This window comes from Fastidiosipila sp. (assembly GCA_012511175.1).
GTDB lineage: Bacteria > Bacillota > Clostridia > Saccharofermentanales > DTU023 > UBA4923.
Genome location: JAAZGO010000012.1, coordinates 15805 through 40342, shown reverse-complemented (window position 1 = coordinate 40342; position 24538 = coordinate 15805). Strand labels below are relative to the sequence as shown.

Here is a 24538-nt window from a genome sequence, read left to right as displayed (position 1 = left end):
TCACGCGGCATTTTTCGCAGATTGGCTTGACCGAAGGTCTCACTTTCATGGTTCTTCTCCTTATGGCTGTCGCCTATGGACACACAGCTTATTATTTTAACCCGTATGCCTCTGAAAATCAAGAAGTTCTATTTTGATCTCCAGGTTATCCGGCCCCGCGTCAGGTCGTAGGGCGATAACTCAACCGTAACGTGGTCACCATTGAGAATCTTGATGTAATTCTGACGCAATTTGCCGGAGATGTGTGCGATCACCTCAAAGCCGTTCTCCAGACGGACCCGGAAAACCGCGTTTGGCATGGTATCCACAACAACCCCCTTGACTTCAATTGCTTCTTCTTTCGGCATCTTCTCCTCCGATCGCCTGGCTTTTCAACCGATTCCGGGCAGTTTCGTTTCCGCCCAGCCGGCGATCACCTTGCGGATCGCCGTATTGCATTCGCTCTCGCACGTCCCTTCATTGAGAATCTCCTCCAGGCCTGCCGCATCGACAGCCTGCCCCAGCTTTCTGACATGCTTGGTATTCTTCAGCTTGGCATCCACATAGCCATGAGTCTTCCCGTCTGCCAGAAGAAGGCGTGTCTCCCCTTTTTGTGCCAGCACCAGATAAAGCCTGCCGCGGTCATGTCCCTTGAGCGAGACGACGACAGAGCCCGGACTCAGCGGAGAGGGCAGCGGCATCTCTTTGGTCATGTCGCTTTCCTCCGGATCCTGCGCAGCCTGGGATCCCCGGGCACCATGGTCAGAATCTCAGGCCCCTCCGCGGTAATGGCGAAGGTGTTCTCGTAATGGGCCGCCGGTTTTCCGTCACGGGTGAAAAAGGTCCAGTCATTCTCCCCTACAAAAACATCAGGTGATCCCAACGTCACCATGGGCTCCAAGGCCAGGGTCATCCCTTCCAGAAGGCGGATGCCGCGTCCCGCCTGCCCGAAATTGGGCAGGTTGGGAGCTTCGTGGAGTTCCGTACCGATCCCGTGGCCCGTCAGATCGCGGACCACCCCGAAACCGTGCGACTCGCAGTGAGCCTGGACGGCGGCGGAGATATCGCCCAGGCGCTTGCCTGGAAACGCCTGCTCAACCCCCCGCCAGAAGGCTTCTTCCGTCACCTGGACCAGCTCACGCACTTCTTTCGGCACCTCACCGATCAGGTAGGTCCGGGCGGCATCACCGTGGTAGCCGTCCAGGAGCGCCCCCACATCGACTGACACGATCATGCCCTCCTTGAGGATCCTGTCGGCGGAGGGGAAACCGTGCACAACTTCATGGCCGATTGAAATACAGGTGGCTGCGGGGAAAGGCGTCGGGCCCTGGCCGCCATAGCCGAGAAAGGATGGGATGGCGCCCGCGTCCAGGATGACCTGATGGGCTGTCCGGTCGATTTCCTCCGTCGTGATCCCCTCTCTCATCAAGGGCTGGATGGCATCAAAGACAGCGGCAAGCACAGCACCGGACCGGCGCATCCGCTCGATGGCTTCCTTTGATTTGAGTCTGATCACAGCTCGCTCACAATTCTTATTTCAATTTCCAGTCAGCAGGGCCCTCCATCAGGGCGCTGTCTTCTCCCAGAAGTGTGAGAAGATCTCTTTTTGCCTGGTCGTCAGGCGGTCCGTCGTTAGGGAAAACAACGAGTTTTCCCTCCCGCCGGTAGTAATCCATTAAAGGCGCGGTCTTGGCCCGGTAGGTCTCAAGCCGATGCTTCAGAGTTTCCTCCGTATCATCCCCCCGCCGGACAATCCTGCCTCCGCAGCGGTCGCAGATTCCTTCCTCCGCCGGCTTCATGGTACTTGCATTGTAGGGCTGGCCGCAGTCTTCACAGACAAAGCGGGACAGGGCGCGGCGGGTCAGGACCGGTTCTGAAACGTGAACCTCGACAGCCGCATCGATGGCCTGGCCCCCCTCTTCCAGAATCCGGTCAAGGGCCTCCGCCTGGACCAGGGTGCGGGGGAATCCATCCAGGATAAAACCCTGGCGGCCCTCATCTTCCATAATGACTTTTTTGACCAGCCGGACGGTGATATCGTCAGGAACCAGCTCCCCCTGCTCGATATAGGTGCGGATCCGGCGTCCGGACGGGCTGTCGGCCGCCAGTTCCCGGCGGAAGAGATCGCCTGTTGAGATATGGGGCAGCGAGAGGCGGTCGGAAAGAAACTTGGACCAGGTCCCCTTGCCGCTGCCCGGCGCTCCCAGCATGACGATCCGCTTCACCATGGGTCTAGTCCAGGAATCCTTTGTAGTGGCGCATCAGCATCTGAGCCTCAAGTTGGGTCACGATATCCATGGCCACGCCAACCAGAATCAGGACAGCCGTTCCGCCAAACCAGATCCCGTGTGCCCCGGTCAGGGCCCCCAGCAGGGACGGCATCAGGACCAGGACGACCAGAAAGACCGATTCGAACCAGTTGAGGCGGCGGGCGGTTTTGCCCACAAATTCAGCTGTCGGTCTGCCCGGCCGGATGCCCAGGATGTAGCCGCCATTCTTCTGCAGATTGCTGGCGATGTCGACCGGGTTGTAACTGATCATGGAATAAAAGAAGGTAAAGGCGACGATCAGTATCGAGTAGACCACATAATAAAGCGGGTTGGTATTGAAGTTCATCAGCCAGGTGGCCAGCTTGCCCGTGCTCCCCGTAAAAGAAGCGATGGTGGAGGGCACCATGAGGACCGACATGGCAAAAATGACCGGCAGCACACCGGACTGGTTGACCTTGATGGGTAAATAGGTGCTCTGGCCGCCGTAAATCTTGCGGCCCACCACCCGCTTGGTGTACTGGACGGGGATTCGCCGTTCGGCACTCTGGATGAAGACAACCAGAGCGATGATTCCGATGAAGGCGACGGCGGTCGCGATGACCAGCCCCAGGGCCAGGAAGATATTCCTGGTCACGGTCAGGGCCTGGAAATAGACAAAGAGCTGCCTGGCATAGTCAGGCAGGCGGCTGGCGATTCCAATGAAGATAATCAATGAGATGCCGTTGCCTACTCCTTTGACATCAATTTGCTCGCCCAGCCACATAATGAAGGAGGCACCGGCCGCAAAACTGAAGATGACCACCACCAGGCTCAGCCACTCGGGAATCCCCGGTGTTGTCGCGCCGCGTGTCAGCAGGGCGTAGGAGGTGGCCATGACCAGTGACAGGCCCAGAGTCACCATCCGGGTGATCTTCTGAATTTTTCTTTGGCCTTCCTCGCCTTCCTTTTGCATGCGCTCCAGGGCCGGGATGGCAAAGGTCAGAAGCTGCATGATGATGGAGGCATTGATGTAGGGTGAAATGCCCAGGGCCAGGACAGACACCGACTTGAAGGCTCCGCCTGAGATGATGTCGAGAAACTGACCCAGCTGGCCGAAACGTTCAATCAGGGCCGCGAAGGCCACGCTGTCAATCATGGGAGTCGGGATGGCTGTGCCAAGGCGGAAGACCAGGATGGCGAAAAGCGTGAAAAGGATCTTCTTTTTCAGGTCAGGAATCTTCCAGGCGTTGGCCAGGGTCTGAAACATACTGCCCATATCAGATTACCTCACAGCTTCCTCCGGCCGCCTCAATTTTTTCCCTGGCCGTCGCGGTGAAAGCATGAGCTTTCACTTCCAGTTTTTTGGTCAGTTCCCCGTCACCGAGGATTTTCAGCCCGTCGTTGACTTTGGGCAGGGAGATAATTCCCTCCGCCGCCAGGCTTTCCGCCGTCACCAGGCTGCCTTCCTCCATTCGCATCAGATCGCTGACGTTGACGGTAATGTAGTGCCTGGCAAAGCGTTTATTGTTGAAACCCCGCTTGGGGAGCCTGCGATAAAGAGGCATCTGGCCGCCCTCGAACTGGGGACGGACGCCGCCGCCCGAGCGGGCTTTCTGGCCCTTGTGGCCGCGTCCTGAAGTTTTGCCGCCGCCCGAGCTGCGGCCGCGCCCTACGCGCGATGCCTTGCGGCTCGACCCGGCAACGGGTTTCAGTTCATTCAGCTTCATCGTCTCCTCCTTCATAGGGCTCCGCGACGACAAGATGGCGGACCTTGCGGATCATGCCGCGAATGGCTTCGTTATGCTCATGAATCACGGATTGACCGATTTTTCTCAAACCAAGCGCGTGCACCGTGGCCCTCTGGTCTTCCCGGGCGTTATTGATGCTGCGCAGCAAGGTAATTCTTACTTGTTCCATGCCGCCCTCCTTACAGGATCTCACGCGGACTGACCCCGCGGATCTCAGCGACCTGTTCGAGTGTGCGCAGGGCTTTCAAACCTTCGATGGCGGCGTTGACCACATTGTTGGGATTGGCGCTGCCCAGTGATTTGGTCCGGATATCCTTGATGCCGGCAAGTTCGCAGACGGCGCGGACGGCCCCGCCCGCGATGACGCCCGTGCCGGCAGCCGCCGGCTTGAGCATGACACGCGCAGCGCCGAACCGGCCGGTCACTTCATAAGGAATGGTATCTTTATAGGTCGCGACCTTAATCAGATTCTTTTTGGCTTCTTCAATTCCTTTGCGGATGGCCTCGGGAATTTCACTCGATTTCCCCAGTCCCTTGCCCACACGTCCTTCGCCGTCCCCGACGACCACCAGGGCAGTGAAACGGAAGTTTCTTCCGCCCTTGACGGTCTTGGCAACACGGCCGATGTGGATGACCCGCTCCTGAAATTCACTTTCGCGGTCCCTGTCTTCTCTTCTGTCGCGATCACGTTCTCTTCTCATGCTGCTACTCCTCAAAACTCAAGTCCGGCTTCACGCGCTGCATCAGCCAAGGCGGCGACGCGGCCGTGATAGAGGTATCCGCCGCGGTCAAAGACCACCGTCTTGATACCCTTCACAAGCGCGCGTTCCGCGACAAGCTTTCCAACGGCCCTGGCTGCTTCAACATTGCCGCCGTGAGGATGTGTCCCCTTGACTTCGGCATCGAGTGAAGAGGCTGCCACCAGGGTGTGATGCGCCGTATCATCAATGATCTGCGCGTAAATATGGCTGGCGCTCCGAAAGACGCCCAAGCGCGGGCTGGCACTTGTGCCTGCCAGTTGTTTTCTCACGCGCGCATGGCGGCGGAGGCGGACTTTATTGCGTGGTTCTTTTTTAATCATCCTTCACGCTCCTTACTTGACACCGGTTTTCCCGGCCTTGAGGCGCAGGACTTCGCCAGCATAGCGGACACCCTTGCCCTTGTAGGGGTCGGGCAGACGCGAGGCTCTGATCTTGGCGGCCATCTCGCCCACCAGCTGCTTGTCCGCGCCCTTGACCGCGATACGGGTCGGCGAGGCCAGCTCAAAGGTGATGCCTTCCGGTTCTTCAAAAACTACCTGGTGTGAGTAGCCCAGATCCATGACCAGCTTGTTGCCGTTCTTTTGGGCCCGGTAACCGACACCCTGGATTTCAAGGTTTTTGGTAAATCCTTCACTCAGCCCGATCACCATGTTGTTAATCAGCGAACGCACCAGGCCGTGCAGGGCCCGTGTCTCACGCAGATCATTGTCGCGCTCGACCAGAAGCTGATCCCCCTCCACGCGGACGCGGATGCCCGGATGGAGTTTCTCCGACAGGGTCTGGCCGTCCCGGCTGACCCGGACTTCATCCGGCCCGATATCGACCTTGAGGTCTTTCGGGATGGTGATGGGTTTTTTACCTATTCTCGACATAATGTCCTCCTGCTCTTAAGATTGTGGATCTGATCATCCTTTTCAGAGTCAAGCTCCGCCTACCAGACGTAAGCCAGGACTTCGCCGCCGATTTTGGAACGGCGGGCAAACTTGTCCGTCATCACGCCCTTGGAAGTCGAGATGATGGCAATCCCCAGGCCGTTTTGGACGCGCGGCAGATGATCGACATCGGCGTAGACGCGCAAACCGGGTTTGGAGATGCGCTTAATGCCTGTAATAACCGGCTTGGAGCCGTAGTACTTAAGTGTCACGGTCAGCATCCCCTGCTGATTGTCTTCGCGGAAAGTCACCTTCTCAATGTAACCTTCAGCGGCGAGAATATCCGCGATGGCGCGCTTCATGTTCGAAGCGGGGATCTCACACGTCATTTTGCCGGCTCTCCCGGCATTGCGGATGCGTGTCAGCATGTCCGCGATCGGATCCGTAACCTGCATGATATCTCCTCCTTACCAACTGGCTTTGCGAACGCCAGGGATCTGTCCTTTATAAGCGAGCTCACGAAAACAGAGGCGGCAGATACCGAATTTGCGGATGTAGGCATGGGGCCGTCCGCACAGTTGGCAACGGTTCTTCTGACGCGTCGAAAACTTCGGTTCGCGCTGCGCTTTGATGATCATTGATTTTTTTGCCATGGTTGACTCCTCTAATTCCGGAAGGGCATGCCAAGCTCGGTGAGCAGGGCCTTGGCCTCTTCGTCTGTTTGGGCGGTCGTGACGATGGCGATATCGAGGCCGTTGATCTTGTCGATGCTGTCGTAGTCGATTTCCGGGAAAATCAGCTGCTCACGCGCCCCCAGCGAGTAGTTGCCGTGGCCATCAAAAGAATTGGCGCTCAAACCGCGGAAGTCACGGACACGCGGCAGGGCGATGCTGATCAGTTTATCCAGGAAATGGTACATTCGGTCGCCGCGGATGGTCACCTTGACCCCGTTGGGCATCCCTTCCCTCAACTTGAAGTTGGCGACCGACTTGCGGGCATTGACTACCACCGGCCTCTGGCCGGCAATGGTGGTCAGATCGCGCACAGCCGACTCCACCGCCTTGGGATTTTCACGGATGTTGCCGATCCCCATATTGAGGACAATTTTCTCAAGTCTGGGAACCTGCATGATGGAAGAGTAACCGAATTCCTTCATCAGGGTGTCACGCACTTCATTCCTATATTTATCCCTCAGTCGATTCATGCGCTACTCCTTCTTTCCCTTGCTGATCACGGAGATGGTGGCACCGCAGGACTTGCAGAAGCGCACCTTGTCCCCGTTTTCCAGGTATTTTCTCCCGGTCTTCGACGGGCGTTTGCACTTTTGGCAGACCAGCATGACATTGGACGCGTCGATGGGCATCTCCTGGCGGATGATCCCCCCCTGCTGCGTCTGGGAGCGCGGCTTGACATGGCGGGTGGCGATGTTGACACCTTCCACGATCACACGTCCCTTGGCGGGATAGGCCGCAATAATTTTGCCGGTTTTCCCCGCGTCTTTGCCGGTCAGGACGTAGACCTGGTCGTCCACTTTGACATGTAATTTATTTCGGGGCATTCTTTCCTCCTTGGCCATTACAGAACCTCCGGCGCCAGAGAGAGAATTTTCATGTAGTTCTTCTCACGCAATTCCCGGGCGATGGGCCCAAAAATCCGGGTTCCCTGCGGGTTGCCGTCATCTTTCAAAATCACCGCCGCGTTCTCATCAAAACGGATCACGGACCCGTCTTTGCGCTGGATGCCGGATTTGGTCCGGACCACCACGGCCTTGACCACATCGCCTTTTTTGACGGTGCCGCCCGGTGCCGCTTCCTTGACGGAACAGACGATTACATCGCCGATGTTGGCGTAACGCCGGCCTGTCCCCCCCAGCACCCGGATGCACATCAGGCGCTTGGCACCGGTATTGTCGGCGGATTTGAGCCTGTATTGTACTTGAATCATTGACTTAGTCCTCCTGAACCCGCCGTCCTATCTGGCCTTCTCGATGATTTCCACGAGGCGCCAGCGTTTCTCACGGCTCAAGGGTCTGGTTTCCATCACCCGGACACGGTCACCGATGCCGCACTCGTTGTTTTCGTCGTGCGCCTTCATCTTGACGGTACGTTTGATGTATTTTTTATAAAGCGGATGGCGGACATGCTCGGTGACGGCGATGACAATTGTCTTATCCATCTTGTCGCTGACCACGGTGCCGACGCGCTGTTTTCTCTTGTTGCGTTCCTGGTTCATCCTGTCTCCCCCTATCCTGAGACCAGCTGGCCAAGCTCTTGCTGGCGCATGACCGTCTTGACGCGGGCGATGTCGCGCTTGACCCGCTTGAGTTCCATCGGATTGGCAAGCTGGTTGGTCGCGTGTTGAAAACGGAGATTGAAGAGTTCCTTTTTCAGTTCCTGCAACTCCTTTTCAAGCTCGGTCTGGTTTTTTTCACGCAATTCTTTCGCTCTCATGATCAGACCTCCGTTTGTTCTTCTGCCGCTTCGGCGTCTTCTTGCGCTGCGCTGTCCACTTCAGCCTCACCCGCCTGCTCTGCCAGCTCCTCATCCGTCAGGAGTTCATCAGGGATATCAAGGACCTGAACCTCGGCATATTTGGCGATTTCCTCTTCTGTGAATTCGCGCTCGCTTTCGATGAAACGCACCTTGCAGGGTAATTTATGGGAAGCAAGGCGCAGGGCCTCACGGGCTTGTTTTTCTGTCACGCCGGCCACCTCGAAAAGGACCCGGCCCGGCTTGACGACAGCCACCCAGTATTCCGGTGCTCCCTTTCCCTTGCCCATCCGGGTTTCAGCCGGTTTCTTGGACACGGGCTTGTCGGGGAAGATCTTGATCCAGACCGTGCCGCCGCGCCTGAAGTAGCGGTTGATGGCAATACGGGAAGCCTCAATCTGGTTGGCAGTGATCCAGCAAGGTTCAAGGGCCTGCAGACCGAATTGTCCGTAGGTCACCTTATTGCCGCGGAGGGCTTTCCCTTTCATGCGCCCGCGGTGCTGTTTTCTGCGTTTGACACGCCTAGGCATTAACATCTGGAGTTTCCTCCTTCTCTTCCCGGGCGGTGTTCCGAACCGTCAGGACCTCGCCCTTGTATATCCACACTTTGACGCCCAGTTGGCCGTAAGAGGTTTTGGCCTCTGCAAAGCCATAATCAATGTCGGCATGGAGCGTGTGAAGCGGAATGGATCCTTCGCGGTACTGTTCAAACCGCGCGATCTCCGCGCCGCCCAGCCGCCCCGAGACCATGGTTTTCACGCCCTTGGCGCCATTCTTCATGGCCCGGTTGATTGCCTGTTTCATGGCCCGCCGGAAAGACACCCGCTCTTCCAACTGCTTGGCGATGCTCTCGGCTACGAGCTGTGCCTCGATATCGACGTTGCGAACTTCCTTCACATTGATGAAAAAGGAACGGCCGAATTTCCTGGTCAGCTTCTTCTTTAAATTCTCGATCTCGGCGCCGCCGCGGCCGATAATGATGCCGGGTTTCCCCGTCGTGATCGTAATGGTTGTATGTTCATCGCCCAGGCGCTCGATCTCGATGCGCGAGACGCCCGCGCGCTCTGTTTCCGCCTTGACGTAGTCGCGGATTTTCTTGTCCTCGACAAGGAAGCGGGCAAAGTCTTTTCTATCGGCATACCAGCGCGAATCCCAGTCTTTAATGACACCTACACGTAAACCGTGCGGATTGACCTTCTGACCCATAACCTAGACCTCCTGCCTTTCCTTCAAAACAACATCAATGTGACAGGTACGCTTCCTGATCCAGGAAGCCTGGCCCCGCGCCCGGGCGCGGATTCTTTTCAGTGTTGGCCCCTGCATGGCTTGGAGCTCGGCCACATAAAGATTGTCCGCATTCATGCCGTTGTTGTTCACCGCATTGGCTTCGGCTGATTTCAGAAGCTTGGTCAGCGGCTGCGCCGCGCCGTGCGGCGTGTACTGCAAAATGGCGTAGGCTTCTTCCAGCGGCTTCCCGACGATAAGCCGGATCAGCGCGTTGACCTTAAAGGCATTCATCCGCAGGTGGCGGAGTGTCGCATGGCCTTGATCACGGCCGATCCCCAGGATCTTGCGCTCTTTTTTGGTCAGTACGCCTTTTTTGGCGTTTCTCGGAGCCTGTTTGCCGTAGTCGGCGACCAGCTCTTCCCGCCGGTCGATCAGCTCCTGTCTGCTCATTGTTTTTCTAGCCACAATAGTCCCTCCTCGCCGTCTCTCAGCGCATTCTGGCGCGTTTCTCAGAGCCGGCATGGCCTCTGAACGTCCTGGTTGGGGCGAATTCACCGAGCTTGTGGCCGACCATCTCCTCCGTGATGTAAACGGGAACATGTTTTCTTCCGTCATGCACCGCGATGGTATGCCCCACCATTTCAGGGAAGATGGTGGAGGCGCGCGACCAAGTCTTCAGGACCCGGTGTTCATTTTTCTCATTTTGTTCATTGATGCGCTTTAAAAGCCTTTCATCAACGTAATATCCTTTTTTAGCGGAACGACTCATGCTGTCTCCTCCATCCTTAGCTCTTGGTACGGCGTCTGATGATCAGCCGGTCGGTCGATTTACCCCGCTTGCGGGTACGGTAGCCCAAAGTCGGTTTCCCCCAGGGGGTCACCGGGCCGGGCATGCCGATGGGCGCCTTACCCTCACCTCCGCCATGGGGGTGGTCAACCGGATTCATGGCCGATCCGCGGACGTGGGGGCGGCGCCCCATGTGCCGTTTCCGGCCGGCCTTGCCGACATTGACGATATCATTTTCGATATTGCTGACGACGCCGACCACGGCGCGGCAGCTCTGCAGCACCATCCGGACTTCACCGGAGGGCATGCGCAGGGTGGCGTGGCGGCCTTCCTTGGCCAGCAGCTGCGCCGAGGTGCCGGCAGCACGAACCAGCTGGCCCCCGTGGCCCGGATTCATTTCAATGTTATGAACCTGGGTGCCGACAGGAATGGATGAAAGCGGCAGGCAGTTGCCGTCCACTATATCGACGTCACTTCCGGAAATAACTGTGTCCCCGGCTTTGAGGCCGTGCGGCGCGATGATGTAGCTTTTCTCTCCATCGGCGTACATGATCAGGGCGATAAAGGCCGTGCGGTTGGGATCATACTCCAGGGCCAGAACCTTGGCGGGGATATCTGTTTTATTGCGCTTCCAGTCGATCAGGCGGTACTTCTGGCGGTTGCCGCCGCCTCTGTGCCGAACCGTAATCCGGCCGTAATTATTTCTGCCGCTATGCTTCTTCTTTTTGGCCAGCAGGCTTTTCTCCGGCGCCTTGTCCGATAAAACGGAATGGTCGGCTCCGGTCATCTGTCTCCTGGCGGGAGAAGTGGGGCGATAGCTTTTAATAGCCATAGTGATCTCCTTCTTTCACGCGGCCCGCTTACTGGCCAAACCCGAATTCCGCAATCTCGGTCTTGTAACGCTTCGGGCTGGTCCCCTTTTTGCCTCCGGGCAGGGCGTACTCTGCCGGGGCCGGGTCAAGGTCGATGGTCACGACGGCTTTTTTCCAGGACGCGGTGCGTCCGCTCGTCTTGCCCATCCGGCGCTTTTTGCCTGATAAGTTCATGGTGTTGACCTGGAGAACTTTGACCTCAAAAAGCAACTCGCAGGCTTTGCCTATCTCTGTTTTCGAGGCATCCCTGGCCACGGCGAATGTGTATTTCCCCAGCATGGTATCCTCCATGCTGCGCTCCGTAATAATGGGCCTCAGGATGACATCGTGCGGATTCTTCATGACGCGTAGACCTCCTCCAGTGTTTCAAGTGCTTCGCGCGTAGCAATCAGCCGGTCATACTTGAGCAGGTCAAGAACCGACAGGGCGTTGACTGGCGCTGTCTTCACACCGGGGAGATTGCGGGCGGAACGGACCACGTCCTCCCCTTTGCCTGCCGTGACAATCAGCGAGCTGGTGTCCGCACCGATGTTTTTCAGCACCTGTGCCATGACACGGGTTTTCCCGTTTTCAATTTCCAGTTTATCGAGCACGACCAGCTTCTTGCTTTCCGCCTTGGAGGAGAGCATGGAGAAAAGGGCCAGTCGGCGCAGTTTCCTGGGAAGCCGCACCCGGTAAGAACGTGGTGTGGGGCCGAAAATTACCCCGCCGCCAACGTGGTTGGGGGCGCGGATCGAACCCTGGCGGGCCCGCCCCGTCCCCTTCTGGCGGAAAGGCTTCCTGCCGCCGCCGCGCACTTCGGCCCTGTTTTTGGCCTTGTGCGTGCCCTGCCGCTGGTTGGCCTGCTGGGCCAGCATGACGCGGTAAACGGCATCCCGGTTGGGTTCAATGGCGAAAATCCGGTCCGACAATTCGATCGTTCCGGCAAGATCACCGTCCATGTTAACTACATCAAGTTGCATAAGGCCCTCCTACTTTCCCGACTTGACGGTCGCCTTGATTTCAAGCAGACCGCCCTTGGGTCCGGGGACCGCGCCTTTCACGACCAGGAAATGGCGCTCGCCGTCCACCTGGACAACCACAAGGTTCTGAACGGTCACCCGCTTGAAGCCCAGCTGGCCAGGCAGTTTCCTGCCCTTGCGCACCTTGCCCGGCGTCGCCGCAGCGCTCATGGCGCCCGCCTTGCGGTGATACTTGGAGCCGTGAGCGGAGGGGCCCCGGCGCATGCCGTGACGCCTGATAGCGCCCTGGTAACCCTTGCCCTTGGATCTTCCTGTAATATCAACGGCGTCACCGACCTCGAACATCTGGCTGACCTCGATCACCTGGCCGGGCTCATAGGTTTCACCCGTGTGGAACTCACGGATAACCCGCATAGGCTTGACGCCAATTTTCTCAAACTGACCCTTGTGAGGACGATTCCCCTTCTTGCTTTCTTCATAGCCGACACGAACCGCCTGGTAGCCTTCCTTCTCCTCGGTCATATTCTGGATGACGGTAAGCGGACCGCAGGCGATCACTGTGACGGGAATCGCAAGCCCGTCTTCATCAAAAATCTGTGTCATCCCGGCCTTGCGGCCGAGCATGAACTTTGACATGTCCTAACCTCCTGAGTTATTGGTTTGCTCTCGCAAACATTGACCCTTTTCGGGTTACAGTTTTATCTCAATATTGACGCCGGCTGGCATTTCGAGCCTCATCAGCGCCTCCACCGTCTTCGAGGTGGGTGCCAGGATGTCGATCAGGCGCTTGTGGGTCCTGATCTCAAACTGCTCGCGCGCATCCTTGTGCTTGTGCGGCGAACGGAGAATGGTAATGATCTCCTTTTCCGTCGGGAGCGGGATGGGGCCCGATATGCTCGCGCCGGTGCGCTCCGCTGTGCTGACAATCCGCCTGGCGCTGTCGTCCAATATCCGGGCGTCGAAGGCTTTGAGCCTGATTCTGATCTTTTGGTTTACGGCCATTCCTCTGCTTCCTCCTGATAACTGCTTTCAAAATCACTATTGATTCGGGCGTATCTCTTTCTGCCAATGGAAAGCCCAGACGCACGGCTGGTGGCACAAACGCTGGGGCCCTACTGCCAGTGGATTTTGCGCCCGGCATCGAGGCCGGACTTCTCAGGTGAAGTTCCCTTTCCGGTTGCAGTAAACCGGTCAGCAATCTCCACCCTCTCCGCTTTCATTTACACGCCGCAAGGCATGCAAAAAGGCGCAAGGTGAAGTATACATGATGAATTACGAGAATGCAAACGCCGAAAATGCGGCGGAGCTGCACCCATTTTTCATGGCTTCAGCAGTTCCAGGGCCTTCTGAAGCTGGGTATCTTCCTCCAGACTGCGCTGATTGGGCGCCTTCACCTCAACCTCCGGCGCCAGCTCAACCCGGTAGTCCGGTACAAGGCCCACACCTTCGACTGATTCACCTTTGGGCAGAAAATACTCGAAACCGGTGATTTGAACTGCGGACTTGTCCTCCAGCTGCCACATCATGGTTCCCACCCCTTTCCCAAAAGACTGTTCCCCCACGATGACTGCTTTTCCCAGATCACGCATGGCTCCCGCGAAAAGCTCGCTGGCGCTTGCCGAGTATTTGTTGAGCAGGATCACAACGCGCATGTCGTCGGAAACAAGCGCCGCCGTTTTGGTCTTCCACTCATCCTGATATTCCTGGCCGTCATCACGGCCTTTGATGGTGGCAACCGTTGCAGGCGGCAGGAGGACGTCCAGCATGTTAATGCATTCATGGGCATAGCCCCCCCCATTGTTTCGCAAGTCTATGATCAGCTGGGCGGCGCCTTGCCGCATCAGATCCAGAACCGCGTTTTCAAAGTTCTCGGCCGCATGGTCGGAAAACTCGGTCAGGTGAATGTAGCCGATCCCCTGATCAAGCATGCGGGTGCGTACCGCAACATTGGTGATGATGCGCCGGGTAAGGGTAAAGGACACTTCCCTGTCTTCGACAGGCCGGTATAGGACCAGGCGGACCCGGGTTCCCTCCTCGCCCCGGACATAGGCGGCCAGCTGGCCGATGTCCTCAAATTCGGACGCATCATGGCCATCCACACTGACAAATATGTCGCCCACATAAAGGCCTGCCGACTCTGCCGGACTGTCGGGAATAATGTCATTGATCACGTAGCTTCCATCGCGATCACGCATGACGATGGCACCGATCCCGCCGTACTCGCCTTTCATGGACTCTTCGACCGATTCATGATATTCGGGGGTCAGGTAGAAGGTATAGGGGCTGCCCATCTGTCCGACCAGGCCGACTGTCATTTTTTCGATCATTTCTGCATCGCTGAACTCCTGGTAATAGTTGCCCTGCAGAAGGTTGTAGACGGTGGAAAATTTCTCCAGGGCTTCCTCCACCCCCTCCTTATCCGTGAAAGTCAGAGTCTGGCCATCCGGCTTCATCTCCGGCTCACGGGGGCTGGTCTGGACAGGAGGTTTTTGCTGATCATTGTTGGAGGACTCGCGGAGGGCCTGGCCATAGAAAAAATAGCCGGCGGCAGCTGTCAGGACAAAGGTCACCGAAGCTGTGACCAGAATCGCCAGGAAAACTGGCCAGAACAGGCCTCTTTTGGTCTTGGTTGCTTGTGGCCCGGCTTCCTCCGATCGCTTTTGCGCGGGCGGGATCATCTGGCTGTGAAGGTATTGATCCGGCCTTTTTTCCTGATTATCCATCTTGTCCTCCGGCGGTTACTGATTTCCGCATGCTATTTTCCCGGCCTCAGACCGGTTTCAATGATACTACACCATCAAAAACTGCCGCGGAACACGGCAGTCTGTTTTCATATTCCCAGGTGTTGCCCGGTTTTTATCCGGACTTCCTGAAATAATTCATGGGATTGTGCGGAGTGCCGTTCATCCGTATTTCGAAATGGAGGTGGGGCCCCGTTGAATTACCGGAATTACCCGAATAACCGATGACCTGGCCGGAGCTGACGGCCTGGCCCATTCTGCAGTTTAATCCGCTCAGATGGGCGTAGCGGGTCTGGTAACCGTTGCCATGATCGACCATGACCACAGTTCCATATCCGTCGTTCCAGCCCGAGCTTGCGAAGGTCACAACGCCGTTGGCCATGGCAACCACCTTGGTTCCCCGGGGCGCCATCACATCGGTTCCGTAATGGAAGCGCCCATACCTGGCCCGGTAGCCGAAATGGGAGGAAATGCCATGTTGCCCGGGTATGGGCCAGATAAAGCCCGCCGTACCGACATGGGCGGCCACTGTCTGAGCGGGAGGCGTTGGAGGACGCGAAGCGGCTTCCTTGGCCGCCTGCAAATCGCGGTTAAGCTGTGCCTCCTTCTGCCTGGTAATTTCCAGGGAACTCGATATTTTGTTTAACTCCTCCCTGGTCATGGAAGCTTGCTGTTTGATGGCCTGCATGGCTTGATCAGCTTCCCTGACCAGCTCAAGCATTTCCTCGTACTGGATCTCGGCGTCATAGGCCAGCTGGTCAGCCAGCACCGAGGCTTCCTCCAGTTCAACGAGCGCCTGTTCGTCTGCTTCGGTGACAAGTTTCATAAACCGGAGCGTGGTGAAAAAACCCTGCAGGCTGTCTGCCGAAAGCAACATCCCGATCAAGGACTGCCGGTTCCAGGCATACATCTGGGCCACCCGCTCCTGGTATTCCTCCAGCTTGTTTTCGTAATCCAGCTGGGCCTGGTCCGATGCAGCCTGATTCATTTCAAGCACCATCAGTGCCGCTTCTTTTTGCTCGAGTGCAGAGTCATAAAGGCATCGCTGCTCCTGGCTGCGCTGCTCCAGGTAAGCGAGTTCACCGGACAGCTTGTCTTTTTGGCCTGACATCTGCTGACGGCTGGACCGGACGGATTCAAGCTGCTTTTGGATTTCCTTCAATTTGTCCTGGCTGTTTCCGGAAGCGGCAAGGATACCTGACGGCGTCTGCGGGAAAAACAACAGGACGGCTAAAACAGCCAGCAAGGCCGCCAGGACACGAAACATCCTTCGGTTTGAAAGATGATGGTACTGCATGTGCACTCCTTCAACGATCTGGTCCCCGCAAGGATCTTAAACATTTTAACACAAGCCTGACTCCGGGCGGGCAAATACTTTTTCCGTTATCAAAATGTAATGGAAAAGAAATTAAACCTTGGCGTATTTTCGAACTGAAATGGCGCTGACAATCATCGTGAGCGCAATCCCCGTCACCAGGTTGATCAGGAAGACTGAAGCCGCCATCTTGCTGGCCGGCAGCAGCATGAACTGTGACTCTTCGAAAACAGCACCGGCGGGATTGAGCCGAGTCACAATACGGCCATAGATCAAAATGGCGGTGACGCTGGCGACCAGGGCGCCCAGCATGCCGATGACAACCCCTTCAACGATGAAGGGGGTCCGGATGAAGGCCTTGGTTGAGCCCACATATTTCATGATATGGATCTCCCGGCTTCTCGACAGAGCGGCAATCCTGGTTGTATTGGCCATGACCACCGAGGCCGCAACGGCCAGAATAACGAATACGATCAGGCCGGCACGTTGGGTCCACCGCTTGACACTGTCAAGCATGGTCATCAGCTCCGACTCCATCAGGACTTCCTTGACCCCGGGAAGTACCCTTATTTCTTCGCCGACAGCCGGCCCGTAGGAGGGTTCCGTCAGGCGGAAACTGAAAGTATAAGGAATATAGAGGAGGTAGTTAAAGTCTTTCCACAGTTCCTCCTTGCCCATGTCCTGCTTAAATTTCTCGAAATTGTCCTCAGGCGTGTTGATGCTGATGTCCTCAATGAATTCGTGGTTTTGCAGAAATCTTGCCAGATTCTCGATCTCGGTATTGCTGGCACTGACCTGCATGGTGACTTCGATCGGCGGCTGCTGGGAGGCCACGATTGATAAATGGTTGGCGTTCATGGACAAGGTAAAAAAAGTGCTCATCAAAAACAGCATTAGAGCCAGGGTCGTAATGGCAGCCACGGACAGAAGCGGGTGCCGTCTCAGTCCTTGAAATCCTGCTTTGACGGCATAATGCCATTCATTTTTCTTCACGCGCCATCACCCTGCTCTTTACCTTCGCCCTCGACGTCGCCTTTCAGCCTGATGACAGGAATCCTTCCCGTGCGCGACAATCCTTTGCTCTCCGGATCTTCCACCTGCTGCCGGGGCATCACGGGCGATGCGGAGAGCTGGCCCGGATCTTTTTGATCCGCCTCAAATTGCCTCCGAAGGTTCCTGACGCGTTCACGGGCCGGCGGCCTGTTCCTTCTCAAGGACGCGCTCTCATCCATGCGTTCATAAAAATCATCGCCCCGGACCGATTCACGCATTTTCCTAACCCGGTCTCTGCCTGGCCGGATGTCTTGCCCTGACCTGTTTTCTTCGCGAAGCTGGCGAAGCGCCTCACCGCCTTCCTCGATTTCCTGACGGATCTCGTCCGCCTCCGCTTCCTGGCGATGGACGCAGGCTGCATAGCTTAAACCGTTCTTCCGTTCGCTTTCAAGCAGATAAAGACCCTTTGAATCATCACGGGCCAGTATGCCTTCACACACTTCAATCACACGCCGGTTCATGCGGTCAACAATTGCGCGGTCATGGGTGCAGGTAATGATGGTTGTCCCGTTCTCCCGGTTGATACGGTCGAGCAAAGCCATGACCGTCTCACCATTGACGGGATCCAGGTCTCCGGTAGGTTCGTCGGCGATGATCAGGCGCGGTTTATTGATCAGTGCCCGGGCGATGCAGACACGCTGCTGCTCACCGCCCGAGAGCTCCGTCGGGTAGTTGTGGATTTTGCGGCGCAGGCCGACAACCGACAGCACGAGGGGGACACGCTGGCGTACCTTTCGCGGCGATTCGCCGATGATCTCCATAGCCAGGGCAACATTTTCACCAACAGTCAGGCTGTCGATCAGACGGAAATCCTGAAAAACCATGCCGATGCCGCGCCGCAGGTAAGGGATCCGCCGCTCACTGAGCTTGCCAATATCGTAGCCGTCCACCATGATCCGGCCCGATGAGGGATCTTCCTCCCGTGTCAGAAGACGGAATACCGTCGATTTCCCTGCACCGCTTTCGCCGATCAGAAAGACGAATTCACCCTCCTCGATCGTAAAGGAAACATCATGAAGCGCCAGCGTCCCATTAGGGTAGGTCTTGCTGACATTCTCAAATTCGATATAGGCCATCTTCTCTCCGCCGGCGTGTCAGCCGGCCTTTACCCTCACCCCGCAAACCAGAACTGTCTATCGCTTCTTCTTTTCCTCTTCCACATAGGCCAGATAATTACGCACCATATCCGCCAGCTTGAAGAGGACCGCATCTTCGAAGTTCCGCAAATCAAGGCCCGTAATCTTCTGGACCTTGTCCAGCCGGTAGACCAGGGTATTGCGGTGAACGAACAGTTGCCTGGACGTCTCGCTCCCGTTGAGGCTGTTCTCGAAGAACTTGTCAATGGTTTCCCGGGTCACCGGGTCGAGCGCCTCATAAGTTCCCGGCTCGAAGACTTCCCTCAGGAAAAGTTCGCAGAGGGTAATGGGAAGCTGGTAGATCAGCCTGCCGAGCCCCAGCTTCTCATAGCGCATGATAGGCGATTCCGCATCCTGAAAGATCCTGCCAACGATCAGGGCGATTGAAGCCTGCTGATAGGACTTGGCCGTCTCCGTCAGGGTCGGGGCCACCATGCCAACACCCACCGCAACGTCTGCCATGGCTCTTTCCTGCAGGGTGCCGGTCAAAGTGAGCAGGAAATCGTCGAGGCCCTCCAAACGTTCTTCAGTCGCGTCTGTCATGAGAACGATGTTTTCCTCGTCCATGGGCAGGATGAAATCGCCGGCCCGGTCACCGGCCAACTCAGTCAGCACTTCCAGGCAGGCCTTGAATTCCTCCGATTTGAAATGAACCAGCATGACGACCCGGCGCTCATTGTACCGTATCCGGAATTCGCGCGCCTTGAGAGGGATATCCCCTGGCAATTCATTTTCAAAGAGGACATTCTTCAAGAAGATCTGCTTCAGCTCCTGCGCCCGTTCAGCCTGGTCATCCTCCTTGCATTGCTCGGCACTGATCCAGCGTGAAAGAAGCTCAGCATAGCCCTTGGCCACGGCATCAACACCTTCTGAAAAACTGATTAAATAGGTCTCGTCAGGCCATTTGACGACGCGGTAGGTCCGGTCGCCTGCAGTCACCTGCGAATCCCCGGAAGCGAGAACCGCGCGAACGCCGGGATCCTGTTCGCCGACCAATTCTGCCTCGGAAGCGGCCAATATTTCCCCCTGGCCATCGGTAAACCCGATCAGCCGACCCAAGTTGGGAGCCATCTCATTCAGGGCTTGCTGAATTTCCTTCATGGTCCATTCCTCGCTTTCGAGTAAAAGCGCCTTTCTGTGCGCACCGTGATCCGGCCGGGCCTGACCCTTGTTTGGCAGTCCCGGCCGGAATATTATATACTTTCCTGTCCAGCGGCGCCGACTGGCGGCCCCGTTGGATATCCGATCAGAACAAGCCGGAGATGCGTCCGCTTTCATCAACGTCGATCTTTTCAGCGGAGGGAACCTTGGGCAGGCCCGGCATGGTCATCACCTCACCCGTCAAGGCCACCACAAAGCCGGCACCGGCTGAGGCCTTGAGATTCCGGACGGTCACCCGGAAGTTCTTCGGTGTCCCGATCAGGGCGGGATTGTCCGAGAATGAGTATTGAGTTTTGGCGATACAGACCGGAAGCTTGCCAAAGCCATTCTCTTCCAGCTGTTTCAGCTGTTTCACGGCAGGGCCCACAAAATCGACGCCGTCAGCATGGTAAATGCGTTTGGCGACAGCCTCGATCTTTTCACTGAGCGTTGAATCTTCTTCATAGGCGAAGCCGAGCGGTTCTTCTGTTGGCAGGTCACAAAGCCGGATCAGCTCCTCAGCCAGCTCGATGCCACCCTGGCCGCCCTTGGCCCATACTTCGGACAGGGCAACGTTCACGCCCTCCTTCTCGCACTCCCGGCGTACCAGCTCCAATTCCGCCTCCGTGTCGTCGGGGAAGGCATTGATGGCAACAACCACGGGACGGCGGAAAACATCCAGCACGTTGCGGACGTGTTGCGTCAGATTCTCCATCCCATCCCTCAGGGCCTCGAGATTTTCCTCTTTCAGGTCGCACTTGGCGACGCCGCCATGCATTTTGAGCGCTCTTACCGTTGCCACCAGGACGATGGCGGCCGGGTCGAGACCTGCCATTCTGCATTTGATATCAATGAATTTTTCTGCGCCCAGGTCGGCACCGAAACCCGCTTCTGTGATCAGGTAGTCCGAGTGCCTCAAACCCATGGTGGTTGCCAGCACGCTGTTGCAGCCATGTGCGATGTTGGCGAAGGGGCCGCCGTGCACATAGGCGGGGGTTCCCTCCAGGGTTTGAACCAGGTTGGGTGCCAAGGCGTCTCTCAGGAGTGCAGCCATGGCGCCATGAGCCTTGAGGTCCTTGGCCGTGACAGGTTTTCCTTGATAGGAGTAACCGATAACGATCCTGCCCAGACGTTCTTTCAGGTTGGTCAATGAAGTCGACAGGCAGAAAACAGCCATGATTTCCGATGCGACCGTGATCTCAAAGCCATCCTCCCGCGGTACCCCGTTCGGCCTGCCGCCGAGGCCATCGACGACAAAACGCAGCTGCCGGTCGTTCATGTCAACAGCCCGCTTCCAAGTAATCTGCTTGGGGTCGATCCCCAGCTCATTACCCTGCTGGATGTGGTTATCCACCATAGCGGCCAGTAGATTGTTGGCCGCTCCGATGGCGTGCATGTCACCGGTAAAGTGAAGATTGATGTCTTCCATGGGGACAACCTGGGCATAACCGCCGCCAGCCGCTCCCCCCTTGATCCCAAAAACGGGACCCATGGACGGCTCACGCAAAGCCAGGGTGCAATTCTTTCCCAATCGTGTCAGCGCATCGCCAAGGCCAATGGTCGTTGTCGTCTTCCCCTCACCTGCCGGTGTTGGTGTGATAGCCGTCACCAGAACCAGCTTGCCTTTTTTTTCCGGCAGCTCCTCAAGCGCATCGAGCGAAACCTTTGCTTTGTATTTCCCGTAATGCTCAAGGTACTGCTCCGGAATGCCGGCCTTTTTGGCGATCTCGTCGATCGGCAGGATTTTGGCCTCCTGGGCGATTTCAATGTCTGACTTGTAGCTCATGTTTTTCCTCCCCTAATCGGTACTGGCAGCAAGGCTGCTTTCACATATTCCCCGGCTTATATGCCGTTTTGTCCATCATTTTAAAGGTCAGGGTCACAATCTTCGTAGAGACCGCAAGCCAGACCCGGGAGATCCGTCAACCAGATATGGCGCCCCTTGACCAGGATCAGGCCGTCCTTCTCCATGCTGATCAGTTCCCTGGAAAATGAAGGCCGGGGCATGGCCAGGAGCCTTGCCACAACCTCTTTTGATACGGGAAGGGTCACCGCCCGTGTTGTCGGAAACTCAAGTATCTCGCGCAGGGTCTTGCCCTCGTACTCAAGCTGCTCCTCAAGGAGTGATAAAAGATAACCTGCAATTTTCAGCCTGAGCGTCTTTTGTGACAGCAGATGAATCCTTTGATCCTGCTCACGGCCCCGGTCAGATAAGAAAGCCATGTAATTCAGCAGGAGCTGGGAGCTCCTGGCGATCAAGCCCAGCAGGTCTTCACGGGATATCAGGATGGTCTTGACCAGGGTCAGCGCTTCCAATGAGTAGGGATAGAGTCTATGGGAAGAAAAGATCAGGTCAGCGCCAAAAACAGTTCCGGGACCCAGCAGGTTCAAGGTCGTATACTCGCCTGTGGGTGTAAATTTCTGCCTGGCCGCCTGGCCCTCGATGATGACGCCAATCCCATGACAGTCAGCCCCTTCCATGATAACGGGCTGTCCCTTTGCATGGAGATGGATGTGGGTGTCCCGGCAGTACTCAAGATAAAGTTCGTGGTCCAAACCGGCAAATAATGGTGTCGACGCCATGACTTCACATGTCTTTTTCATAGATCCTCCCCAAGATGCCCGGGCCTTTTCACTCCAGAATAGAATAACAAATATGAAGACGCTTGTCCTCTAAGGATTTTTTTGTGCACAAGTATGATAGCACGTGGGCAAAACCCCCAAAGTATTCCCTCCTCCGTGCTAAGATGGAAATACAACGACCCTGGGGAGGATCGACCATGGACCGAATCATCCGTGTCACGGGAAGAGGGCGGCTTACCGTCCAACCGGACACCATTCAACTTCTGCTCACCCTTACCGGCATCAATGAAATCTACGGCGCGGCGGTCGAAGAATCAGCTGAAGCCGTGCAACGCCTGAGAGACTGCCTTGCCGAAATCGATTTTGGAAGAGAATCACTGCAGACAAGGCATTTTTCCATCAGCAGCAAATATGAGGGTTATCAGGATCCCCAGGGGTTTTACAAGCAGCGCTTCCTTGGTTTTGAATACGATCACCGGCTGGAATTGGAAATACCCCGGGACCCGGCACGTCTCGGCCAGGCCCTGACCGCCTTTCTGCAAAGCGGTGTTCCGGTCGAATTCCAAATTGCCTACCTGGTCAAGGATCCCAGGCAAGCGAAAAATGACTTGATTAAAAGTGCCGTTGATGACGCGAAAACCAAGGCCCGGCAGCTGGCGGATGCGGCAGGCGTCCGACTGGGCAAGATTGTTCACATGGCCTGCCCGCAAGAAGAAATATCTCTCCGCCAGGAGGTCATGCAAAGCACCCGGGTTGGCGGTCAAACAGCTTACACGTCGGTCAGCCCCGACCTTGAACCTGCTGATATCGACCTCTCTGAATCGGTAGAGGTGACCTGGGAAATTCAATAGAAAGACAGGAAATTGAGGATTGGAGGCCTTTATGGATCAAGCAGCATTGAAACATTTAATTGACGTGGCCGCGGGGCGATTGCCTGCCGACCTGGTGATCAGGAACTGTCAGATCGTTGACGTCGGGCTGGGCGAAATCAGAAAGGGTGATATCGCCATCGTCGACGGGTTGATTGCAGGAACAGGCGATTACGAGGGCAAGGAGACCCTTGACGCTCAGGGTCTTTATGCCATGCCCGGTCTGATTGATGCCCATATTCACATCGAATCAGCCTTCGTCACTCCTGAAGAAATCAGCCGGTTGCTGGTTCCTTTCGGGACAACCACCATCATTGCGGACCCGCATGAAATTGCCAATGTCGCAGGACTCAAGGGCATCAACTACATGCTGGATGCGGCCGCAGAAGCAGCCCTCCACATCGAATACGTGATCCCCTCCTGCGTTCCCGCCACACCATTTGAAAACGCCGGCGCTATCCTGGAAGCCAAGGATCTGGAAGGGCCACTGGCCGATGCCCGCATCCTGGGCCTGGGCGAGTTCATGAACTTCCCAGGCATTATTTACGCTGATCCTGGTGTCCTTGACAAGCTGGCTGCCGCGAAAAAGGTCAACAAGCTGATCGACGGCCACAGTCCCGGCATCACCGGCAAGGACCTGTGCGCCTACGCATCGGCCGGCATCCTGGCCGACCACGAGTGCTCGACCATGGAGGAGATGTACGAGCGCCTGCAAAACGGCATGTACATCTTGATGCGTCAGGGTTCGGCCTGCCACAACCTGGAGGATTTGCTGCCCGTGGTAACAAACCGGAACGCCCGGCGCTGCCTCCTTTGCTCCGACGACCGGCAGCCCAAGACCATCCTGGAGGAAGGTCATCTGGACGATCACCTGCGAAAATGTGTGAAATTCGGCATCCACCCCGTGACTGCTGTCCAGATGGCGACACTGAATGCGGCTGAAGCTTTCGGTCTGAAAGACCGGGGGGCACTCTTCCCCGGCAGGCGGGCTGACGTGACCCTGGTCAACAGCCTGGAGGAATTCAAGGCCAAATACGTTTTTATCGATGGCAAAAAGGTGGCCGAGAATGGCAGGTATCTGCCTGAAGTCAAGCGGGCGGACATCTCACCAGTCAGGAGCAGCGTTCATGTCAAAGATTTTTCAATTGGCCGGCTGAAAATGAAACTGAAGAAGAACCGGGTGCATGTGATCGACATCCTGCCCGGCGGAGTTGTAACCGGAAAGGGCATCGCCCAGGTCCAAACCGACGACTCGGGGGATTTCATCTACGATCCCGCCCAGGATATTGTCAAGATCGCAGTCATTGAACGCCATAAGAACACCGGCAATGTGGCGGTGGGGCTGCTCCGGGGGTATGGGATTAAGCACGGGGCAGCAGCTCTCACTATCGCCCATGACTCCCACAACATTATCACGGCGGGAACCAATGATCAGGACATGGCCCTGGCTGTTGAGGAACTGATCAAGCAGGAAGGCGGCATCGTGCTGGTCAAAGACGGCCAGGTTCTTTCCCGTCTTCCCCTTCCCGTCGGCGGCATCATGAGCGACCAGTCAGGTGAGTGGGTCAACGACAAGCTGTCGGAACTCCATGAGACGGCTGTCAGGGAATTGAAAGTGAGCGAGGCGGTGGAACCCATTATGACGCTCTGCTTCATGGCTCTGCCCGTCATCCCTGAATTGAAGCTGACCGACATGGGCCTTTTCGATGTCACAAAATTTGACTTTATTTCGCTGGAGGCGGACGACTAGTCAAA

The 24538-nt window shown here is 56.6% G+C and carries 36 protein-coding genes; 2 read left to right on the top strand and 34 right to left on the bottom strand.

The features are described from left to right. The 34 genes from rpmJ to GX839_02575 form a co-directional block, all read right to left on the bottom strand. Nucleotides 1-49: 50S ribosomal protein L36 (rpmJ, locus tag GX839_02740; GenBank protein NLB04384.1), on the bottom strand; the 49-nt coding region annotated here is incomplete at its 3' end. 79 nt (nt 50-128) lie between these two features. Continuing rightward, nucleotides 129-347 (bottom strand): translation initiation factor IF-1, encoded by a 219-nt coding sequence (gene infA, locus GX839_02735; protein NLB04383.1) that lies wholly within the window; start codon nt 345-347, stop codon nt 129-131. Nucleotides 348-371: 24 nt separating this feature from the next. Continuing rightward, complete coding sequence (locus tag GX839_02730; GenBank protein ID NLB04382.1) at nt 372-692, bottom strand: hypothetical protein; 321 nt, start codon at nt 690-692, stop codon at nt 372-374. Further along, on the bottom strand, nt 689-1495 hold the full coding sequence (map, locus tag GX839_02725) for a type I methionyl aminopeptidase (GenBank protein NLB04381.1): 807 nt from the start codon (nt 1493-1495) through the stop codon (nt 689-691). The genes GX839_02730 and map overlap by 4 nt, the downstream gene beginning before the upstream one ends. 16 nt (nt 1496-1511) lie before the next feature. After that, a complete protein-coding gene (locus GX839_02720) occupies nt 1512-2207 on the bottom strand; it encodes an adenylate kinase (GenBank protein NLB04380.1) in 696 nt (231 codons plus the stop codon). Nucleotides 2208-2211: 4 nt separating this feature from the next. Continuing rightward, complete coding sequence (gene secY, locus GX839_02715; GenBank protein ID NLB04379.1) at nt 2212-3495, bottom strand: preprotein translocase subunit SecY; 1284 nt, start codon at nt 3493-3495, stop codon at nt 2212-2214. Nucleotides 3496-3505: 10 nt separating this feature from the next. Further along, nucleotides 3506-3955, bottom strand: a complete 450-nt coding sequence (gene rplO / locus GX839_02710; GenBank protein ID NLB04378.1) for a 50S ribosomal protein L15 — start codon at nt 3953-3955, stop codon at nt 3506-3508. Then, nucleotides 3942-4145: a 50S ribosomal protein L30 gene (gene rpmD / locus GX839_02705; protein NLB04377.1), complete on the bottom strand. Its 204-nt coding sequence runs from the start codon at nt 4143-4145 to the stop codon at nt 3942-3944. Before rpmD ends, rplO begins: the two co-directional genes overlap by 14 nt. A 10-nt stretch (nt 4146-4155) precedes the next feature. Next, nucleotides 4156-4677 (bottom strand): 30S ribosomal protein S5, encoded by a 522-nt coding sequence (gene rpsE, locus GX839_02700; protein ID NLB04376.1) that lies wholly within the window; start codon nt 4675-4677, stop codon nt 4156-4158. Between the two features lie 11 nt (nt 4678-4688). Then, complete coding sequence (gene rplR / locus GX839_02695; protein ID NLB04375.1) at nt 4689-5057, bottom strand: 50S ribosomal protein L18; 369 nt, start codon at nt 5055-5057, stop codon at nt 4689-4691. A 12-nt stretch (nt 5058-5069) separates the two neighbouring features. Then, a complete protein-coding gene (gene rplF, locus GX839_02690; protein ID NLB04374.1) occupies nt 5070-5609 on the bottom strand; it encodes a 50S ribosomal protein L6 in 540 nt (179 codons plus the stop codon). A 59-nt stretch (nt 5610-5668) separates the two neighbouring features. Beyond that, a complete protein-coding gene (gene rpsH / locus GX839_02685; GenBank protein ID NLB04373.1) occupies nt 5669-6064 on the bottom strand; it encodes a 30S ribosomal protein S8 in 396 nt (131 codons plus the stop codon). Nucleotides 6065-6076: 12 nt separating this feature from the next. Then, the gene (locus tag GX839_02680; GenBank protein ID NLB04372.1) at nt 6077-6262 is read right to left on the bottom strand and encodes a type Z 30S ribosomal protein S14; all 186 of its coding nucleotides are present in this window, start codon (nt 6260-6262) and stop codon (nt 6077-6079) included. 11 nt (nt 6263-6273) lie between these two features. After that, nucleotides 6274-6813: a 50S ribosomal protein L5 gene (gene rplE / locus GX839_02675; protein NLB04371.1), complete on the bottom strand. Its 540-nt coding sequence runs from the start codon at nt 6811-6813 to the stop codon at nt 6274-6276. A 3-nt stretch (nt 6814-6816) separates the two neighbouring features. Next, nucleotides 6817-7167, bottom strand: a complete 351-nt coding sequence (locus tag GX839_02670; protein ID NLB04370.1) for a 50S ribosomal protein L24 — start codon at nt 7165-7167, stop codon at nt 6817-6819. A gap of 17 nt (nt 7168-7184) precedes the next feature. Continuing rightward, nucleotides 7185-7553 (bottom strand): 50S ribosomal protein L14, encoded by a 369-nt coding sequence (gene rplN / locus GX839_02665; GenBank protein NLB04369.1) that lies wholly within the window; start codon nt 7551-7553, stop codon nt 7185-7187. A 27-nt stretch (nt 7554-7580) separates the two neighbouring features. Beyond that, on the bottom strand, nt 7581-7841 hold the full coding sequence (gene rpsQ, locus GX839_02660; GenBank protein NLB04368.1) for a 30S ribosomal protein S17: 261 nt from the start codon (nt 7839-7841) through the stop codon (nt 7581-7583). Between the two features lie 11 nt (nt 7842-7852). Continuing rightward, nucleotides 7853-8059 (bottom strand): 50S ribosomal protein L29, encoded by a 207-nt coding sequence (gene rpmC, locus GX839_02655; GenBank protein NLB04367.1) that lies wholly within the window; start codon nt 8057-8059, stop codon nt 7853-7855. Between the two features lie 2 nt (nt 8060-8061). Continuing rightward, a complete protein-coding gene (rplP, locus tag GX839_02650; protein NLB04366.1) occupies nt 8062-8634 on the bottom strand; it encodes a 50S ribosomal protein L16 in 573 nt (190 codons plus the stop codon). Beyond that, nucleotides 8621-9304 (bottom strand): 30S ribosomal protein S3, encoded by a 684-nt coding sequence (rpsC, locus tag GX839_02645; protein ID NLB04365.1) that lies wholly within the window; start codon nt 9302-9304, stop codon nt 8621-8623. The genes rplP and rpsC overlap by 14 nt, the downstream gene beginning before the upstream one ends. Before the next feature lie 3 nt (nt 9305-9307). Continuing rightward, a complete protein-coding gene (rplV, locus tag GX839_02640) occupies nt 9308-9790 on the bottom strand; it encodes a 50S ribosomal protein L22 (GenBank protein NLB04364.1) in 483 nt (160 codons plus the stop codon). Nucleotides 9791-9812: 22 nt separating this feature from the next. Continuing rightward, on the bottom strand, nt 9813-10094 hold the full coding sequence (gene rpsS / locus GX839_02635) for a 30S ribosomal protein S19 (GenBank protein ID NLB04363.1): 282 nt from the start codon (nt 10092-10094) through the stop codon (nt 9813-9815). 16 nt (nt 10095-10110) lie between these two features. Further along, nucleotides 10111-10944, bottom strand: coding sequence for a 50S ribosomal protein L2 (gene rplB, locus GX839_02630; GenBank protein NLB04362.1), 834 nt, complete (start codon nt 10942-10944; stop codon nt 10111-10113). A 28-nt stretch (nt 10945-10972) separates the two neighbouring features. Continuing rightward, nucleotides 10973-11326 (bottom strand): 50S ribosomal protein L23, encoded by a 354-nt coding sequence (gene rplW, locus GX839_02625; GenBank protein ID NLB04361.1) that lies wholly within the window; start codon nt 11324-11326, stop codon nt 10973-10975. Then, on the bottom strand, nt 11323-11946 hold the full coding sequence (gene rplD / locus GX839_02620; GenBank protein NLB04360.1) for a 50S ribosomal protein L4: 624 nt from the start codon (nt 11944-11946) through the stop codon (nt 11323-11325). Before rplD ends, rplW begins: the two co-directional genes overlap by 4 nt. Before the next feature lie 9 nt (nt 11947-11955). Further along, on the bottom strand, nt 11956-12582 hold the full coding sequence (gene rplC / locus GX839_02615) for a 50S ribosomal protein L3 (protein NLB04359.1): 627 nt from the start codon (nt 12580-12582) through the stop codon (nt 11956-11958). A gap of 54 nt (nt 12583-12636) precedes the next feature. Continuing rightward, nucleotides 12637-12948: a 30S ribosomal protein S10 gene (gene rpsJ / locus GX839_02610; GenBank protein ID NLB04358.1), complete on the bottom strand. Its 312-nt coding sequence runs from the start codon at nt 12946-12948 to the stop codon at nt 12637-12639. 317 nt (nt 12949-13265) lie between these two features. Continuing rightward, a complete protein-coding gene (locus tag GX839_02605) occupies nt 13266-14669 on the bottom strand; it encodes a S41 family peptidase (protein NLB04357.1) in 1404 nt (467 codons plus the stop codon). 133 nt (nt 14670-14802) lie between these two features. After that, nucleotides 14803-15984 (bottom strand): peptidoglycan DD-metalloendopeptidase family protein, encoded by a 1182-nt coding sequence (locus GX839_02600; GenBank protein NLB04356.1) that lies wholly within the window; start codon nt 15982-15984, stop codon nt 14803-14805. 111 nt (nt 15985-16095) lie between these two features. Continuing rightward, on the bottom strand, nt 16096-16995 hold the full coding sequence (locus tag GX839_02595) for an ABC transporter permease (GenBank protein ID NLB04355.1): 900 nt from the start codon (nt 16993-16995) through the stop codon (nt 16096-16098). Continuing rightward, entirely contained in the window at nt 16992-18131 is a 1140-nt protein-coding gene (ftsE, locus tag GX839_02590; protein ID NLB04354.1) for a cell division ATP-binding protein FtsE, read from the bottom strand. Before ftsE ends, GX839_02595 begins: the two co-directional genes overlap by 4 nt. Nucleotides 18132-18188: 57 nt before the next feature. Next, on the bottom strand, nt 18189-19292 hold the full coding sequence (locus GX839_02585) for a PucR family transcriptional regulator (GenBank protein ID NLB04353.1): 1104 nt from the start codon (nt 19290-19292) through the stop codon (nt 18189-18191). Between the two features lie 145 nt (nt 19293-19437). Then, the gene (locus tag GX839_02580; GenBank protein NLB04352.1) at nt 19438-21117 is read right to left on the bottom strand and encodes a formate--tetrahydrofolate ligase; all 1680 of its coding nucleotides are present in this window, start codon (nt 21115-21117) and stop codon (nt 19438-19440) included. Nucleotides 21118-21197: 80 nt separating this feature from the next. Then, nucleotides 21198-21935 (bottom strand): Crp/Fnr family transcriptional regulator, encoded by a 738-nt coding sequence (locus GX839_02575; GenBank protein ID NLB04351.1) that lies wholly within the window; start codon nt 21933-21935, stop codon nt 21198-21200. 176 nt (nt 21936-22111) lie between these two features. Between GX839_02575 and GX839_02570 the strand changes: the two genes are divergently transcribed. Together GX839_02570 and ade are read left to right on the top strand one after the other, a co-directional pair. Continuing rightward, nucleotides 22112-22765 carry an SIMPL domain-containing protein gene (locus GX839_02570; protein ID NLB04350.1) on the top strand — a complete coding sequence of 218 codons (654 nt, stop codon included), beginning with the start codon at nt 22112-22114 and terminating at the stop codon, nt 22763-22765. A gap of 31 nt (nt 22766-22796) precedes the next feature. Next, entirely contained in the window at nt 22797-24533 is a 1737-nt protein-coding gene (gene ade / locus GX839_02565; GenBank protein NLB04349.1) for an adenine deaminase, read from the top strand. Nucleotides 24534-24538 lie beyond the last annotated feature (5 nt).

Excerpts from the sequence above, each read along its gene's own strand:
- rplO (NLB04378.1), bottom strand. The coding sequence starts at position 3,955 with ATGAAGCTGAATGAACTGAAACCCGTTGCCGGGTCGAGCCGCAAGGCA.
- GX839_02585 (NLB04353.1), bottom strand. The coding sequence starts at position 19,292 with ATGAAGGAAATTCAGCAAGCCCTGAATGAGATGGCTCCCAACTTGGGT.
- ftsE (NLB04354.1), bottom strand. The coding sequence starts at position 18,131 with ATGGCCTATATCGAATTTGAGAATGTCAGCAAGACCTACCCTAATGGG.
- rpmC (NLB04367.1), bottom strand. The coding sequence starts at position 8,059 with ATGAGAGCGAAAGAATTGCGTGAAAAAAACCAGACCGAGCTTGAAAAG.
- GX839_02680 (NLB04372.1), bottom strand. The coding sequence starts at position 6,262 with ATGGCAAAAAAATCAATGATCATCAAAGCGCAGCGCGAACCGAAGTTT.
- rpsE (NLB04376.1), bottom strand. The coding sequence starts at position 4,677 with ATGAGAAGAGAACGTGATCGCGACAGAAGAGAAGACAGGGACCGCGAA.
- infA (NLB04383.1), bottom strand. The coding sequence starts at position 347 with ATGCCGAAAGAAGAAGCAATTGAAGTCAAGGGGGTTGTTGTGGATACC.
- rplE (NLB04371.1), bottom strand. The coding sequence starts at position 6,813 with ATGAATCGACTGAGGGATAAATATAGGAATGAAGTGCGTGACACCCTG.
- rpsQ (NLB04368.1), bottom strand. The coding sequence starts at position 7,841 with ATGAACCAGGAACGCAACAAGAGAAAACAGCGCGTCGGCACCGTGGTC.
- rplW (NLB04361.1), bottom strand. The coding sequence starts at position 11,326 with ATGAAGAATCCGCACGATGTCATCCTGAGGCCCATTATTACGGAGCGC.
- rplF (NLB04374.1), bottom strand. The coding sequence starts at position 5,609 with ATGTCGAGAATAGGTAAAAAACCCATCACCATCCCGAAAGACCTCAAG.
- GX839_02580 (NLB04352.1), bottom strand. The coding sequence starts at position 21,117 with ATGAGCTACAAGTCAGACATTGAAATCGCCCAGGAGGCCAAAATCCTG.
- rplD (NLB04360.1), bottom strand. The coding sequence starts at position 11,946 with ATGCAACTTGATGTAGTTAACATGGACGGTGATCTTGCCGGAACGATC.
- rplB (NLB04362.1), bottom strand. The coding sequence starts at position 10,944 with ATGGCTATTAAAAGCTATCGCCCCACTTCTCCCGCCAGGAGACAGATG.
- rplC (NLB04359.1), bottom strand. The coding sequence starts at position 12,582 with ATGTCAAAGTTCATGCTCGGCCGCAAGGCCGGGATGACACAGATTTTT.
- GX839_02575 (NLB04351.1), bottom strand. The coding sequence starts at position 21,935 with ATGAAAAAGACATGTGAAGTCATGGCGTCGACACCATTATTTGCCGGT.
- rplN (NLB04369.1), bottom strand. The coding sequence starts at position 7,553 with ATGATTCAAGTACAATACAGGCTCAAATCCGCCGACAATACCGGTGCC.
- GX839_02730 (NLB04382.1), bottom strand. The coding sequence starts at position 692 with ATGACCAAAGAGATGCCGCTGCCCTCTCCGCTGAGTCCGGGCTCTGTC.
- GX839_02720 (NLB04380.1), bottom strand. The coding sequence starts at position 2,207 with ATGGTGAAGCGGATCGTCATGCTGGGAGCGCCGGGCAGCGGCAAGGGG.
- rplR (NLB04375.1), bottom strand. The coding sequence starts at position 5,057 with ATGATTAAAAAAGAACCACGCAATAAAGTCCGCCTCCGCCGCCATGCG.
- GX839_02570 (NLB04350.1), top strand. The coding sequence starts at position 22,112 with ATGGACCGAATCATCCGTGTCACGGGAAGAGGGCGGCTTACCGTCCAA.
- rpsJ (NLB04358.1), bottom strand. The coding sequence starts at position 12,948 with ATGGCCGTAAACCAAAAGATCAGAATCAGGCTCAAAGCCTTCGACGCC.
- GX839_02670 (NLB04370.1), bottom strand. The coding sequence starts at position 7,167 with ATGCCCCGAAATAAATTACATGTCAAAGTGGACGACCAGGTCTACGTC.
- rpmD (NLB04377.1), bottom strand. The coding sequence starts at position 4,145 with ATGGAACAAGTAAGAATTACCTTGCTGCGCAGCATCAATAACGCCCGG.
- GX839_02605 (NLB04357.1), bottom strand. The coding sequence starts at position 14,669 with ATGGATAATCAGGAAAAAAGGCCGGATCAATACCTTCACAGCCAGATG.
- GX839_02600 (NLB04356.1), bottom strand. The coding sequence starts at position 15,984 with ATGCAGTACCATCATCTTTCAAACCGAAGGATGTTTCGTGTCCTGGCG.
- ade (NLB04349.1), top strand. The coding sequence starts at position 22,797 with ATGGATCAAGCAGCATTGAAACATTTAATTGACGTGGCCGCGGGGCGA.
- secY (NLB04379.1), bottom strand. The coding sequence starts at position 3,495 with ATGTTTCAGACCCTGGCCAACGCCTGGAAGATTCCTGACCTGAAAAAG.
- rpsH (NLB04373.1), bottom strand. The coding sequence starts at position 6,064 with ATGCAGGTTACGGATCCGATCGCGGACATGCTGACACGCATCCGCAAT.
- rpsC (NLB04365.1), bottom strand. The coding sequence starts at position 9,304 with ATGGGTCAGAAGGTCAATCCGCACGGTTTACGTGTAGGTGTCATTAAA.
- rplP (NLB04366.1), bottom strand. The coding sequence starts at position 8,634 with ATGTTAATGCCTAGGCGTGTCAAACGCAGAAAACAGCACCGCGGGCGC.
- rpsS (NLB04363.1), bottom strand. The coding sequence starts at position 10,094 with ATGAGTCGTTCCGCTAAAAAAGGATATTACGTTGATGAAAGGCTTTTA.